Annotated in this window: 13 protein-coding genes and 1 tRNA gene; 9 read left to right on the top strand and 5 right to left on the bottom strand. The window is 63.2% G+C overall.

All coding sequences use genetic code 11. The features are described 5' to 3' along the window. Window position 1 precedes the first annotated feature (1 nt). The 4 genes from B5E42_RS04135 (at window position 2) to B5E42_RS19290 (ending at window position 4,088) form a co-directional block, all read left to right on the top strand. Complete coding sequence (locus B5E42_RS04135) at window positions 2–1,357, top strand: FAD-dependent oxidoreductase (RefSeq protein ID WP_087236934.1); 1,356 nt, start codon at window positions 2–4, stop codon at window positions 1,355–1,357. 27 nt (window positions 1,358–1,384) lie between these two features. Next, window positions 1,385–2,758 (top strand): hypothetical protein, encoded by a 1,374-nt coding sequence (locus B5E42_RS04130; protein WP_087236931.1) that lies wholly within the window; start codon window positions 1,385–1,387, stop codon window positions 2,756–2,758. A gap of 272 nt (window positions 2,759–3,030) precedes the next feature. Continuing rightward, window positions 3,031–3,828, top strand: coding sequence for a hypothetical protein (locus tag B5E42_RS04125; RefSeq protein WP_242967007.1), 798 nt, complete (start codon window positions 3,031–3,033; stop codon window positions 3,826–3,828). 92 nt (window positions 3,829–3,920) lie between these two features. Then, entirely contained in the window at window positions 3,921–4,088 is a 168-nt protein-coding gene (locus B5E42_RS19290) for a hypothetical protein (protein ID WP_204244372.1), read from the top strand. 194 nt (window positions 4,089–4,282) lie between these two features. Here B5E42_RS19290 and B5E42_RS04120 read toward each other — a convergent pair. The 4 genes from B5E42_RS04120 to B5E42_RS04105 form a co-directional block, all read right to left on the bottom strand. Then, a tRNA-Leu gene (locus B5E42_RS04120) sits at window positions 4,283–4,369 on the bottom strand. 143 nt (window positions 4,370–4,512) lie between these two features. Continuing rightward, on the bottom strand, window positions 4,513–5,883 hold the full coding sequence (locus tag B5E42_RS04115) for an MATE family efflux transporter (RefSeq protein WP_087236927.1): 1,371 nt from the start codon (window positions 5,881–5,883) through the stop codon (window positions 4,513–4,515). 105 nt (window positions 5,884–5,988) lie between these two features. After that, the gene (locus tag B5E42_RS04110) at window positions 5,989–7,344 is read right to left on the bottom strand and encodes an 8-oxoguanine deaminase (RefSeq protein ID WP_087236925.1); all 1,356 of its coding nucleotides are present in this window, start codon (window positions 7,342–7,344) and stop codon (window positions 5,989–5,991) included. A 15-nt stretch (window positions 7,345–7,359) separates the two neighbouring features. Beyond that, a complete protein-coding gene (locus B5E42_RS04105; protein WP_087236923.1) occupies window positions 7,360–7,953 on the bottom strand; it encodes a hypothetical protein in 594 nt (197 codons plus the stop codon). A gap of 469 nt (window positions 7,954–8,422) precedes the next feature. On the opposite strand from B5E42_RS04105, the gene B5E42_RS04100 reads away from it, so the two are divergent. From B5E42_RS04100 to B5E42_RS04080, 5 genes are all read left to right on the top strand, one after another. After that, complete coding sequence (locus B5E42_RS04100) at window positions 8,423–8,740, top strand: metalloregulator ArsR/SmtB family transcription factor (protein ID WP_087236921.1); 318 nt, start codon at window positions 8,423–8,425, stop codon at window positions 8,738–8,740. Beyond that, on the top strand, window positions 8,719–9,576 hold the full coding sequence (locus tag B5E42_RS04095) for an NAD(P)/FAD-dependent oxidoreductase (protein WP_087236919.1): 858 nt from the start codon (window positions 8,719–8,721) through the stop codon (window positions 9,574–9,576). The genes B5E42_RS04100 and B5E42_RS04095 overlap by 22 nt, the downstream gene beginning before the upstream one ends. Window positions 9,577–9,617: 41 nt before the next feature. Then, window positions 9,618–9,932: a thioredoxin gene (trxA, locus tag B5E42_RS04090; protein ID WP_087236917.1), complete on the top strand. Its 315-nt coding sequence runs from the start codon at window positions 9,618–9,620 to the stop codon at window positions 9,930–9,932. A 180-nt stretch (window positions 9,933–10,112) separates the two neighbouring features. Continuing rightward, window positions 10,113–11,954, top strand: a complete 1,842-nt coding sequence (locus B5E42_RS04085) for a TIGR03960 family B12-binding radical SAM protein (RefSeq protein ID WP_087236915.1) — start codon at window positions 10,113–10,115, stop codon at window positions 11,952–11,954. Further along, window positions 11,941–12,606 carry a TIGR03936 family radical SAM-associated protein gene (locus B5E42_RS04080; protein ID WP_087236913.1) on the top strand — a complete coding sequence of 222 codons (666 nt, stop codon included), beginning with the start codon at window positions 11,941–11,943 and terminating at the stop codon, window positions 12,604–12,606. Before B5E42_RS04085 ends, B5E42_RS04080 begins: the two co-directional genes overlap by 14 nt. A gap of 216 nt (window positions 12,607–12,822) precedes the next feature. Here B5E42_RS04080 and B5E42_RS04075 read toward each other — a convergent pair whose 3' ends face one another. Next, on the bottom strand, window positions 12,823–13,557 hold the full coding sequence (locus tag B5E42_RS04075) for an IS3 family transposase (protein WP_141242455.1): 735 nt from the start codon (window positions 13,555–13,557) through the stop codon (window positions 12,823–12,825). Window positions 13,558–13,583 lie beyond the last annotated feature (26 nt).

Here is a 13,583-nt window from a genome sequence, read left to right as displayed (position 1 = left end):
CATGGGGGAAAAAGTCATTGTAATCGGGGGGACGGCCGCCGGTCTGAGCGCCGCCTCCAAGGCCAAGCGCGTCCGCCCCGACCTGAACATCGAGGTCTATGAGCGGACCGGGTACATCAGCTACGGCGCCTGCGGCCTGCCCTACTTCGTGGGCGGCATGATCGACGATCCGGACGAGCTGGTCTCCCTGTTCCCCCACGAGATGGCCAACAAGCGGGGGATCCCCACCTTTACCCACCACGAGGTCACCGCCATCGACCGCACCGCCAAAACCGTGTCCGTCACCGATCTGGACACGGGGCGGAAGTTCCAGCGGCCCTACGACAAGCTGGTGATCGCCACCGGCGCCGCCCCCGTCAGACCGGACATCCCCGGCACAGAACTGGACGGGGTGTACTACCTGCGCACCGTGGAGGACGGCATCCGCCTGAAGGGGGCCCTGGCCGCCCGTCGGCGCATCGCTATCCTGGGCGGCGGCTTCATCGGCCTGGAGATGGCCGAGGAGCTGACCCAGGCCGGTGCGGAGGTCACGGTCTTTGAGCAGCTGCCCCGCCTGCTGCCCTTCCTGGACGAGAGCTTCTCCCAGGCGGCGGCCCAGACCCTGGAGCTCCACGGCGTGCGCCTCTTTACCGGCACCGCCCTGGCCGCCATCCACGGCGCAGACGGCCGGGTGACTGCCGTGGAGACCTCGGACGGGCAGCGCATGGAGGTGGACGGCGTTCTGATCTCCATCGGCGTGCGCCCGGCCACTGCGCTGGCCCGTGCCTGCGGCCTGGAGTTGGGCCTGAAGGACGGCATTGTGGTGGACGAACACCAGCGGACCAGCGACCCCGCCATCTGGGCCTGCGGCGATTGCGTGCAGATGCGCCACCTGCTCACCGGCCAGCCGGTCTACGTCCCCCTGGGCACCACGGCCAACAAGCAGGGCCGGGTGGCCGGCGCGGATCTGGCCGGCGAGGAGGCCGCCTTCCCCGGCGTGCTGGGCTCCATGGTGACCAAGGTCTTTGAGCTGCACATCGCGGCCACCGGCTTGTCTCTGGAGCAGGGCCGCACCGCCGGCTATGACGCGGCGGCCAGCCTGATCCGCAAGCGGGACTGCGCCTCCTACTACCCCGGCGGCTCCGACATGCACATCTGTCTGATTGTGGACCGCGCCTCCGGCCGCCTGCTGGGGGCCCAGGCCATGGGCGGCCCCACCGTGGCCGGCCGGGTGGACGTGCTCGCCACCGCCATTACCGCCGGCATGACCGTGGCCCAGATCAACGAGCTAGATCTGGTCTATGCCCCTCCCGTGGCCCCGGTCTACGACCCGATTCTGATCGCCGCCAGCCAGGCCATGAAGCTGGTAAACCCATAAATACAGAATCAAGAGAGGTGAGAGCAGATGATAACTGTCATCGTCCCTGTCATCGTCCTGATCGTTCTGATCATGGTGAAAAAAATCCCCTTTGTCGGGGGAAAGGTCACCTACGCGCTGATTATCGCCGGCCTGCTGGCCCTGCTTATGGGCGGCGTGTTCAACCCCCTGCAATGGGTCCTGGCCTGGATTGACGGTATCGACAAGCTGGCCTGGATCATGGCCCTGAACATCTTCGGAAGCATCTACGCCGCCTCCCAGACCGAGATGAAGACCCTGGATCTGGTGCTGAACGTGGCCCGGGTCTCCCTGGGCCGCTCTCCCAAGGGCCTCATCGTGGCCATCATTCTGGTCCTGGGCCTGGCTGGCTCTCTCCTGGGCGACTCCGTGGCCAGCGCCACCGTGGTGGGCATCCTGGTCATCGGCATCCTCAGCGACATGCAGATCTCCGCGGCGGGGATCGGCTGTATCATCATGATGGGCGCCTCTCTGGGCTCCATCATGCCCCCCATCACCCAGGCGGTGTTCCTGGCATCCTCCCTGGCCCAGGTGGACACCACACCCGTGGTCAACATCTCCTATATCACCGTGGGCATCGGCTTTGTGATCTGCACCATCTATGCGGTTTTCGCCTTTGTGAAGATCAAGGCCCTGCCCGAGCATTTGATTCCCAACAAGACCGCCGGCCAGATTATGCACGGCAACTGGCATCTGATGCTCCCCCTGGCAGTTCTGATCCTGCTGGTGATTCTCCAGACGGCGGCCGGCATCAATCTGGTGCAGATGGCCACCGGCCCCCTGATGGGCTGGCTCAGCAACATCACCATCCTCAAAGGGCTGAGCAACAACATCGTCACCTTCCTGATCACCGCCACCCTGGTCTCCCTCTTCTTCAAACCGGTACGCAAGAATCTGCCCAAGGTGGTCAAAAACGGCGTGGTGGGCGCACTGCCCGCCGTCAAGGTGGAGCTGGGCGCCGCCCTGCTCCTGGGCGCCTTCTATGCCGCCGGCCAGATTGAAGCTGTGCAGGCCTTCGCCGCCTCCATGGAGGCCGGCGCCCTGAAGGTCAGCGGCGGCCTGGGCATCCTGCTGATCTCCGCCCTCACCGGCTCCCAGTCCACCGGACAAAACACCATCTTCTCCTTCCTGGCCCCCGCCCTGGCCTCTGTGGGCGTGGACCCCGTCCATGCGGCTGTGGCCTCCGCCCATATCGCCTCCGGCGGTCAGGCCTTCCCGCCCGTCAGTGCCCCCGCCCTGGCAATCTCCGCTGTGGTGGAGAGCATCCTGGTACAGAAGCTGGGCAAGGACGCCGGCAAGGTGGATCCCATCCGAGTGATGGTGCTCACGCTGCCCATGTCCATCTACTTCGTCATTGTGGGCTTCCTGTTCCTGTTCATTTGATTACTTAGTTTTTTATCTTTTTCCTGACCGCAATCAGAATCGATCCGCACTGTGACCCACACGCCGAAATAACCGGAAGGGGCCGGAGAGGATATTCATCCTCTCCGGCCCCTTCTGTTTCTCTGTGTTACAACTCTTGCGCCCTTCAGGAGCTTCTTGTGGGAGGTTCACGATAGAGTCCGGGTGGTACGTACCGCCAGTTTTGGGGGGATGGGGACTAATATGCAGTCCATGGCCCGCCGGAAATAGCCATTGAAAAGCTGTCAGCAGATTTGTACCTCGACAAGCGGACGGGAGAGGTCAAGGAGTTCCGGCATACAGAGAACCGGGGAGAGGCGCTGGCCAGTGTAGCGCAAAGCCTCCGCAACCTGCGGGACATCATCAATGCAAACATGACCAACCCGGCAAGGGCCTTGTGGGTGACGCTGACATACCGTGCAAACATGACCGACCCGACCCAACTGTATGAGGACTACCGGCGTTTTTGGCAGCGATTTCGCTACTACCTGGACAAGCAGGGCCAGCCGTCCGCTGAGTACATCGTAGCGGCGGAGCCGCAAGGCAGGGGAGCGTGGCACCTCCATGCACTGTTCCTATTCCCCGGCAAAGCCCCGTTTATTCCAAACGAAGATGTGGCCCGGCTATGGGGCCATGGCTTCACCAAGACCAAGAGCTTACAAGGGATAGACAATCCCGGCCTGTACCTAACCGCCTACCTAGGAGACATGGAACTGACAGAGGCGGTGCAAGCCGGTGTCAAACGGGGCCGGCTGGAAGAAAAGCCGGTTGCGGGTGGAACGAGCAAGGCTGTGATAAAGGGAGCCCGTTTGCGCCTATATCCGCCCGGCTTCAACCTGTACCGCACCAGCCGAGGGATAAAGCGGCCAGAGGTGCGGCAAATGACAGAGGGAGAGGCCCAGGCAGAAATCGGCACGGCTCCGCTGACATACGAAAAGACCATATCTGTCAGAGATTCGGATGGCGAACTTCGGAACATCATTAACTATCGACAGTATAACAGAGCCAGAAAGGAGAGGGCACATGAAAGAAACAGTGAGGAAGAAACGTAGAAGTTAAAGTGTAGGCCCCTATATTTATATAACGCCCACGCATGGGCGCACCGCTGAAAAAGGAAATCATATAGGGAACTGTGCGGCGATGTATGGGAGCGCACAAGTGCTGGATACCCGACCACGAGCTGGAGGCCCTGGCCCGGAGCTTGTTCCCGGAGATACAAGCATATTTCGAGAGCGAGGAGGGCAAGCGGGAGTTTGCGGCGTGGCAGGAGGAGCAACAAGCCATAAAGCGCAAGGCCACGGCAACAGGGTAATAAAGAAATGCGGACACACCTTTTCTGGTGCGTCCGCAGTTTCGTTAAACCGTCTTTTTCTTTCTTGGGCCTCTCGGCTTGGAGGTGGGCCTGCGCTTCACCCCGTTGCGGAAGTATGTGGCCTCATAGCGGTCAAAGAAAACAACAAACCCGAACCCCTCGCCAATCAGCGTTAGGTTCGGATTTGTTGCGTTTGGTGCCGGTAGTCGGACTCGAACCGACACGATGTTGCCACCAACGGATTTTGAGTCCGTCACGTCTACCAATTCCATCATACCGGCGGATTGGCTGACAAACATTATACACGATGGAGGAGGAATAGGCAAGCCCTTTCACGCAGAGATTTTACTGGGGATGTCGGACGGTGCGTGCCCCGATTTGTGCATGGCGTCTCCTCCTTTCCCGTCCGCAGGCGCGGGGCGGGTCATCCCCTGGTATAGGATGCAGGCTCCCCATGCTCCTCGGACGGAAAGCGCATCCGCCGCAGGCAGAACAGGAACAGCACCGAGCTGATGGCCCAGGTGAGGGGATAGGCCCAGTAGACCACGTGGATGTCCGGGATGAAGTGGACGGTCACGGTGATGTAGGTGATGCGCAGGGCGCACCAGACGCACAGCATGATGGCCATGGGCACGACGGGGCGGCCCATACCCCGGAGGATGCCTGCGCAGCAGTGGGAGAAGGAGAGCAGGCAGTAGAACAGGGCCACCGTGCGGGCGTCGTCCACGCCGAAGGATACCACGGTGGGATCGCTGTTGAACAGGGCGATCAGGAAGGGGGCCAGGGTGAAGATGGCCACCCCGATGAGCTCCGCCAGCACGGGGCTGCAGATGAGGCCGAACTTCATGCCCTGGCGCACCCGGTCGAAGCGCCGGGCGCCGATGTTCTGGCTGACAAAGGTGGACAGGGCCAGGGCGAAGCAGGTGACAGGAAGGAAGGCGAAGCCCTCAATCTTGCTGTAGGCGCCGCAGCCGGCCATGGCGGCGGAGCCGAAGGCGTTGATGTTGGCCTGGACGATCACGTTGGCCAGGGAGACCACCGAGCTCTGCACGCCGGAGGGGATGCCCAGCGTGACCACCTGGCGGAGCATGGGCCCCTCAAAGCGGATGCGCCGCCAGTTCACCCGGTAGCATGCCCGGGTGCGGGTGAGCCTGCGGAAGGCCAGGAAGGCGCTGAGGATCTGACTGAGGATGGTGGCCAGGGCGGCGGAGCCCACCCCCCAGTGGAACACCGCCACGAAGAGAAGATCCAGCACCACATTGGTCAGGGAGGCCAGGATCAGGTAGACCATGGGGCTGCGGCTGTCCCCCACGGACTGGAGGATGCTGGCCCCCATGTTATAGAGCACCACCGCGATGGAGCCCAGGAAGTAGACCCGGAAATAGAGGATGGAGTTGTCAATCACGTCGGCCGGCGTGCCCATCCAGTGGAGAATCAGCGGGGAGAGCGCCACGCCCAGCACAGTGAGCACCGCGCCGGCCGTCAGGCCCAGGGCCAGGGTGGTGTGGACGGCCCGCTCCAGGTGCTCCTCGTCCTCGGCGCCGTAAAAGCGGGCGATGAGCACACCGGCGCCCAGGGACACGCCGTTGATGAAGCCGATGAGCAGCAGGATCAGGCTGGAGGAGGAGCTGACCGCAGCCAGGGCCTGCTGGCCGATGAATTGGCCCACAATCAGCGAGTCCACCGCGTTATAGAGCTGCTGGAACAGGTTGCTGAGAAAAATCGGCAGCGCGAACAGGAGCATTTTCCGGGGGACGCTGCCGGTGGTCAGCCGGTTCTGGCTGTTGTCGTCCATGGGAGTAACATCTGCCTTCCTGAGGGAGATCAGGGCACGGGCCCCGCCTCAGACGGGGCCCGCGCCGGGGTATCGCGCAATGGGTCAACCGGCCGCGGGGGAACGTCACAGGCGGCCCAGATAGCGCCGGACGGTTCCGTTGGCCTGGGCGGTCAGCTCCGCCTCGTCGGCGGTAACCAGCTCCCCCCGCTGCACCACGGGCACGCCGTTGACGATGGTGTAGTCCACCGGGCCCTTGAAGCCCACGGTGCCCAGCAGGGACATGGGGTCAAACTGGGCCCCCGCCAGCTCCACCCGCTCCAGATCGATGAGGAAGCAGTCGGCGGCCATGCCGGCGGCCAGATACCCGATGTCATCCCGGCCCAGCAGCCGGGCGGAGCCCCGGGTGGCGATTTTCAGGATATCGTACCCGGTGGGGGCGTTCTGGCTCCAGTTCAGCCGGTGGAGCAGGTAGCACACCCGCAGCTCCTCCAGCAGGTTGGAGCCGTCGTTGGAGGCGGCGCCGTCCACCGCCAGCCCCACCGGCACCCCCCGGCGGAGCATGTCGGGCACCCGGCACACGCCGGAGGACAGCTTCATGTTGGAGATGGGGCAGTGGGCCACGCCGGTGCCGGTGGCGGCCAGGACGTCCAGCTCCTCGTCGTTGAAGTGGATGCCGTGGGCGTACCACACGTCGGGGCCAGTCCAGCCCAGCCCCTCCAGGTAGGCCAGGGGCCGCAGGCCGAACTTCTCCAGGGTGTACTGCTCCTCGTCCTTCGTCTCCGCCACGTGGGTGTGCAGGCGCACACCCAGGGCGCGGGCCAGGCGTGCGCTCTCCCGCAGCAGGTCGGTGGACACCGAGAAGGGGGAGCAGGGGGCCAGGGCCACCTGCCGCATGGAGAAGCGGGCCGGATCGTGCCACACCCGCACCAGCCGCTCCGAGTCGGCCAGGATGGCGTCGATGTCCTGCACCACGCTGTCGGGGGGCAGGCCGCCGTCCTTCTTGGACAGATCCATGGAGCCCCGGGAGGCGTGGAACCGCATGCCCAGACGCTCCGCCGCCCGGAACTGGGCGCCGATGAGATCCCCGGCCCGGTCGGGGAACACATAGTGGTGGTCAAAGCAGGTGGTGCAGCCGGTTTTCAGCAGCTCAGCCAGCCCCACCTGGGTGGAGGCGGTCACCACCTCCTCGTCCAGGTTTTTCCACACCTCGTACAGGGTCACCAGCCAGGGAAACAGCTCCATCCGCTGCACCTCGGGCAGGTTGCGGGAGAAGAGCTGGTAGAGGTGGTGGTGGGTGTTGATCAGGCCGGGGTACACCGCCATGGTGGAGGCGTCGATCACCTGGTCGGCCTGGCGCAGCTCAGGGCCGATGTACTCGATGGCGTTGTCCCGGATGAACAGGTTGCTGTGCTCGTGCAGGGTGTCCCTGTCGTCACAGGAGACGATGTAGCGGGCGTTCTTGATCAGCAGGGTGGACATGGCGGGAAACCTCCTTTAGCTGGGCTCGTAGGTCAGATAGTAGAAGGGGCCGATCTGGAAGCTGAGCGCGTCGGAGCGGAGGAAGAGGGCCCGGTCGATATACAGATCGAACCGGCTGCTGCTCTGGCCGGCCAGGAGCACGGCCTCGGGCCGGGCCTCCCCGTCCGCCCGGACGCTCTCGCGGTCGATGCCCAGGCCGACGGTGATGCTGCCGTCCTCGTTGACCTGGTAGGGGAGGAGAAGCTCACCGCCCTCCCGGGACAGCTGGTGCCGGAGCTCGATGCTGGCGTGGAGAATATCGGAATCCTGGTTGGACTGGGCGAACGCGGTGAGATAAAAGCTGGTGTCTCTGTCCTGATACAGGAGCAGCTCCAGCTCCCCCTCCGCCTGGCTGATGGGCACCTCCTCGGGAAAGCCCTCCGGCATCTGGTCGCGGGAGAGGGTGAGGGTCAAGGCGGTCTCGGTCTGGCCGGTGATGGCATAGCCCTGCCTGTGGAAGATGCGCTCCAGGGTCAGGGGCTGCCCCCGTACCAGGAGCACAACCGCGCCGGCCAGCAGAATCAGCAGGATCGGCAGCAGAAACAGGGGGATTTTTCTGTGCGGCGCCATGACAACGCCTCCTTTCCGTGTTCCCCCTCATCATAACACAGACCGGCGGGAAAAGAAAGGGCGGCGGGCAGAATCCGCGCCGCCGCAGTGCGTCGAAAAAGCGGCAAAGCCGCTTTTTCGAGAAAGATTGCATGGTGGAAGAGGTTCGTTTTCTCGCGAAAAAGTCACCCCTTCCACCATGAGAAGTGTCATTTCCGACGCACATGTCGCCGGAAATGACGGATTTTGATTTTGATTCCTGCGGCTGCCTGCACCCGCAGGCGCGTTTCGAGGCCAACCGCCGCTTGCGGCGGCTCTTAGGCCGAGATGGCCGCAGGAACTCTGCGAGGCTTTCCTTCTGGGAGGTTTTTCGACAGCCTGGGGCGGCGGGCGGAATCCGTGCCGCCGGATCAAATTTGAAAATGGGGGTTGACATATTAGAATATTTGAATATAATAATATTAGAAAGTTTGAACGTGAGGTGAGAGGCATGGACGAACAGAAGGTGGACTACGAGGGGCGGGCGGCTCTGCTCAAGGCCCTGGCCCACCCCGTCCGGCTGCGGATTGTCCGGGGCCTGCTGGTGTGCGGGTGCCGCAACGTGGGCTGTATGGAGGCCAACACCGGCCAGTCCCAGTCCTGCATCTCCCAGCACCTGATGCGCCTCAAGGCCGCCGGGGTGGTCAAGTGCTCCCGGTCGGGCAACGAGGTATACTATGAGATCGCCAATCCGGAGGTGGCGGCGGTGATCGCCGCCATCTTCGGAGATCGGGAGGGGGAGTACCAGTGTACGACATCGCGGTCGTAGGCGGCGGCCCGGCGGGCCTGTCCGCCGCGGTGCAGGCCAGGGCCCGTGGCAAGTCGGTGGTGGTCATCGGCGGCGACGCCCGGGACAACGCCCTGTACAAGACCCGCCGCATTGACAACTACCTGGGCTTTTACGGCGTTGCCGGGCCGGAGCTGCTGGAGCGGTTCGAGGCACACGCCCGTGAGATGGGCGTGGAGCGCCGAAACGGCCGGGTGCTGAACATCCTGCCCATGGGGACGGAGTTTTACCTGGCCGTGGGCAGCGAGGTGGAGCAGGCCCGCGCCGTGGTGCTGGCCACCGGCGTGGTGCAGGCGGGAAAGCTCCCCGGTGAGGCGGAGCACCTGGGCGCGGGGGTGAGCTACTGCGCCACCTGCGACGGGATGCTCTATCGGAACAAGGAGGTCGTGGTGATTGGCCGGGCCGCCGACGCCCCCCATGAGGCCAACTACCTCAGGGAGATCGGCTGCAGGGTCACCTACGTCAGCCCCCGGCCGCCGGAGGGCCTGCGGCCCGACATCCCCTATGTGCAGGCAGGGAAGCTCCGGGTGCTGGGGGACAGGGCGGTGGAGGCCGTGCAGGCCGACAGCGTGACCCTCCCCTGCGAGGGGGTGTTCATCCTCCGGCCCTCCATGGCCCCGGCGGAGCTGCTCCCCGGCCTGGAGCTGGAGGGGAACTACATCCGGGTGGATCGGAACATGGCCGCCAGCGTCCCCGGCGTGTTCGCCGCGGGGGACTGCACCGGGCAGCCCCTCCAGGTCTCCAAGGCCGTGGGGGAGGGCCAGGTGGCGGGCCACCGGGCGGCGGAATATGTGGATACCCTGATTCAAACAGGCTAAACTACATCTGATTTTCAAGACAGAGAAAGGACGGATTCAATATGGCACTGATTCATCTGACGGAAGAGGCGTTTGACAAGGCGACGGCCAGCGGGCTGTCCATGGTGGACTTCTGGGCCTCCTGGTGCGGGCCCTGCAAGATGCTCTCCCCGGTGATCGACGGCCTGGCCCGGAAGTATGAGGGCAGGGTGCTGGTGGGCAAGGTGAACACCGACGACCAGCCCGGCCTGGCCATGCGCTTCGGCGTCATGAGCATTCCCACAGTGGTGTTCCTCAAGGACGGCAAGGAGATCGACCGGAAGGTGGGCGTCATGCCCGAGGCGGCCTATACCGCCGTGCTGGACGCAAATCTGTAAAAACCAGGAAAACAAGCGGGCCGTGGGCCGTCCCAGAAGGCGGCCCACGGCCCTTTGCTCCACTTTTTGCGGGAGATGGGAAAATTTTTTTAGGAAAAGGTTTTGCAATCACTCTTGCAAGGCGAATCGGGTCATAGTATAATACAATTTACTGTATTTTGTCTATGGAGTGGATTCGGCATGAATCGAACTTTGGAACACATCCTCCCGCGGGTGCAGAAGCCCGCCCGGTACACCGGCGGGGAGTACAACGCGGTGGTGAAGGACCGCCGTGAGGTGGATGTGCGCTACGCCCTGTGCTTCCCCGACACCTATGAGATCGGTATGTCCAACCTGGGCATGCGCATCCTCTACGGCGTGATGAACGAGATGGAGGGGGTGTGGTGCGAGCGGGTGTTTGCCCCCTGGCTGGACATGGAGGCGGAGATGCGCCGGGAGGGCATCCCCCTCTACGGCCTGGAGAGCGGCGACGCCATCGCCGACTTTGATCTCATCGGCTTCTCCCTGGGCTACGAGATGGCCTACACCAACGTGCTCAACATGCTGGATCTGGCCGGCCTGCCCCTGCGCAGTGAGGAGCGGATGGAGCTGACCCCCATCGTGGTGGCGGGGGGCACCTGCGCCTTCAATCCAGAGCCTCTGGCCCCCTTTGTGGATCTGTTTGTCTTGGGCGAGGGGGAGGACGTGAGCGTGGAGCTCATCCAGCTCTACCGGAAGGCCCGGGAGGAGGGCTGGGACAAGGAGGAGTTCCTGACCGCCGCGGCCCGGGTTCCCGGCGTCTATGTGCCCTCTCTCTATGACGTGTCCTACCAAGACGACGGCACCGTGGCCGCCATCACCCCCCGGGAGGGGGCCCCGGCGGTGGTGACCAAGCGGATCGTCCAGGACTTTGACAAGAGCTATTTCCCGGTGAAGACCATTGTGCCCTCCACCGAGATCGTCCACGACCGGGTGATGCTGGAGGTGTTCCGGGGCTGCATCCGGGGCTGCCGCTTCTGCCAGGCGGGATATGCCTACCGGCCGGTGCGGGCCCGCAGCCCTCAGCGGCTCATCCGGCAGGGCATCGAGGCCTGTAAGAACTCCGGCTATCAGGAGATGACCCTGTCCTCCCTGTCCACCAGCGACTACCGGGCCCTGGAGGGGCTGTGCGACGGCCTGCTGGACTGGTGCGAGCCCAACAAGGTCTCTCTGTCCCTGCCCTCCCTGCGGGCGGACAACTTCTCCCTGGGGCTGATGGAGCGGGTGCAGCACGTGCGCAAGTCGGGCCTCACCTTCGCCCCCGAGGCTGGCACCCAGCGTCTGCGGGACGCCATCAACAAGAACGTGACGGAGGAGGAGATCCTCCGCTCCTGCCGCACCGCCTTCTCCGGCGGGTGGAGCAGCGTGAAGCTCTACTTCATGCTGGGCCTGCCCACCGAGACCGACGAGGACGTGCTGGGCATTGCCGATCTGGCGGAGAAGGTCTACCACGCCTGGAAGGAGACCACCCCCAACCCCAAGCGGGGGGTATCCATCACCGTGTCCACCGCCTGCTTTGTGCCCAAGCCCCACACCGCCTTCCAGTGGGAGGGACAGGTGGACATGGACGAGTACCGCCGGCGGGTGAAGCTGCTGCGGGAGCATATGCGGGGCCGGTCTATCCGCTACAACTGGCACGACCCGGACACCAGCTTTTTGGAGGCGGTGTTCTCCCGGGGCGACCGGCGGGTGGCCGGGGTGATCGAGGAGGCCTGGCGCCAGGGCGCCAAGTTCGACGCCTGGAGCGAGTCCTTCGACTTCGACCGCTGGATGGCCGCCTTTGAGGCCTGCGGCCTGGATCCCCGCTTCTACGCCAACCGGGAGCGGGCCAAAGACGAGGTGCTGCCCTGGTCGGTCACCTCCACCGGCGTGACCACCCCCTTCCTGTGGCGGGAGCGGGAGCGGGCCTATCAGGCGGTGATCACCCCCGACTGCCGGGTGCAGTGCACCGGCTGCGGGGCGGACAAGCTGTATCCGGGAGGGAAATGCGATGCCGAAGCATAGATTAGCGTTCAGCAAGGCGGACACCGCCAAGTTCATCTCCCACCTGGATCTCATGCGCACCTTCCAGCGCGCCTTCCTCCGGGCGGGCATCGCCGTCAAGCACACCGAGGGCTTTAACCCCCACGCCTTCGTGTCCATCCCCCTGCCCCTGTCGGTGGGCTTCTCCAGCGCCTGCGAGGTGCTGGAGTGCCAGGTGCTCAACGTGCCTCTGGAGGAGGTGCCGGCGCGGATGAACGCCGCCCTGCCGGCGGGGATCACCGTCACCCGCTGCTACGAGGGTGTGCGCCCGGTGAAGGAGCTGTGCTACGTCAACTACATCGTCACCCTGGAGTATGAGGCCGGCGCCCCCTTTGGGGCGGAGCGGGACATCCAGGCCCTGCTGGAGCGGGACAGCCTGGTGATGACCAAGCGGAGCAAGAAGGCCAAGAGCGGCTTTACCGAGGTGGATCTGATCCCCCTGATCGCCCGCGCCTCGGTGGAGGAGCGGCGGGACACCATCGCCCTGGATCTGGTGCTGAAGGCCCAGAACCCGGGCCTTAACCCGGAACTGGTGGTGGCCGCCGTCCGGGAGCAGTGCCCCGACGCCTCCCCCGACTTTGTCAGCATCCACCGCCGCGCGGTGCTGGACGGGAGCTTCCAGCCCTGGGAGTGACAAAAAGCGAACAAAGACCCCCGGGAGGGATTCCTGAACAGCCCCAGATTATGCGGACAGTACAAAAAAGCCCCTGGTAGGAAATATAGAGTTTTAGTAGGAGAGGCGCCGCGCCAGCGGCGCCTCTCCAGTCTTTAACTGGATACGCTCGTGGTTGTAAAAGTGAATGTATCGGTCAATCATCTCGTTGGCCTCAGAGAAAGTGGCTGGCTTATGTCAGTAAATACACTCTGTTTTAAGGATGGAGAAGAAATTTTCGGCCATGGCATTGTCATACGGATTTCCCCGTCTTGACATGGAAGGCGAAATGCCGTATTGTTTAGTCAGCTGGAAATATGCTTGGGATGTGTATTGAAAGCCTTGGTCGCTGTGGAGCTGCAACTCCGCAGCGACCCTCTTTTTCTCCCGCTTCATGGCCAGACGAATGGTGTCCAGGACCAGATTCACCGACTGCTGTGCTCCGGTCTTATAAGCCACGATGCTGTTGTCATAGAGATCCCGGATCATGGACAGATACAGTACCCCTTGCTTCGTTTGGATGTAAGAAATATCTGTTACCCATTTGCTGTTGGGCCTGTCTGCGTGAAACTCCCTGTTGAGTAAATTCTGATATTTATGTACTTGCTGCCCCAGGTTCTTCCATTTCCGTTCTCTCCGAATTTCAGATAAAAGGCCGTATTTTTCCATGACCCTAAGGACAGTTTTCGGGTTATGGTGGATGCCTTGCCGCTCTAACCACAGGTGCATCCGGCGGTAGCCGTAGGTTTGAAAGCAATGCTCCTGCTGTTTCCGAAGCAGCGCAGCCAGCGGTGCGTCCTTCTCGGGCCGATTCATTCGCTTCACATAATCATAATAACCGCTCCTGGATACCCCAAAGAATGTGCACATGACGGATACCGGATATGCGCTCTGATGACGATAAATTACTTGATACTTTACCTTCGGCCTCACTTCCTCCCCATGAGCATAATAAAATC

This window comes from Flavonifractor sp. An10, assembly GCF_002161215.1.
GTDB lineage: Bacteria > Bacillota > Clostridia > Oscillospirales > Oscillospiraceae > Flavonifractor > Flavonifractor avistercoris.
Note: the sequence above shows the minus strand (reverse complement) of the source record. Positions and strands in the feature narration are given on the sequence as shown.

Coding starts and splice junctions, on each gene's coding strand:
- B5E42_RS04100 (WP_087236921.1), top strand. CDS start 8,423: ATGGACGAACAGAAGGTGGACTACGAGGGGCGGGCGGCTCTGCTCAAG.
- B5E42_RS04130 (WP_087236931.1), top strand. CDS start 1,385: ATGATAACTGTCATCGTCCCTGTCATCGTCCTGATCGTTCTGATCATG.
- B5E42_RS04080 (WP_087236913.1), top strand. CDS start 11,941: ATGCCGAAGCATAGATTAGCGTTCAGCAAGGCGGACACCGCCAAGTTC.
- B5E42_RS19290 (WP_204244372.1), top strand. CDS start 3,921: ATGGGAGCGCACAAGTGCTGGATACCCGACCACGAGCTGGAGGCCCTG.
- B5E42_RS04115 (WP_087236927.1), bottom strand. CDS start 5,883: ATGGACGACAACAGCCAGAACCGGCTGACCACCGGCAGCGTCCCCCGG.
- trxA (WP_087236917.1), top strand. CDS start 9,618: ATGGCACTGATTCATCTGACGGAAGAGGCGTTTGACAAGGCGACGGCC.
- B5E42_RS04105 (WP_087236923.1), bottom strand. CDS start 7,953: ATGGCGCCGCACAGAAAAATCCCCCTGTTTCTGCTGCCGATCCTGCTG.
- B5E42_RS04085 (WP_087236915.1), top strand. CDS start 10,113: ATGAATCGAACTTTGGAACACATCCTCCCGCGGGTGCAGAAGCCCGCC.
- B5E42_RS04110 (WP_087236925.1), bottom strand. CDS start 7,344: ATGTCCACCCTGCTGATCAAGAACGCCCGCTACATCGTCTCCTGTGAC.
- B5E42_RS04135 (WP_087236934.1), top strand. CDS start 2: ATGGGGGAAAAAGTCATTGTAATCGGGGGGACGGCCGCCGGTCTGAGC.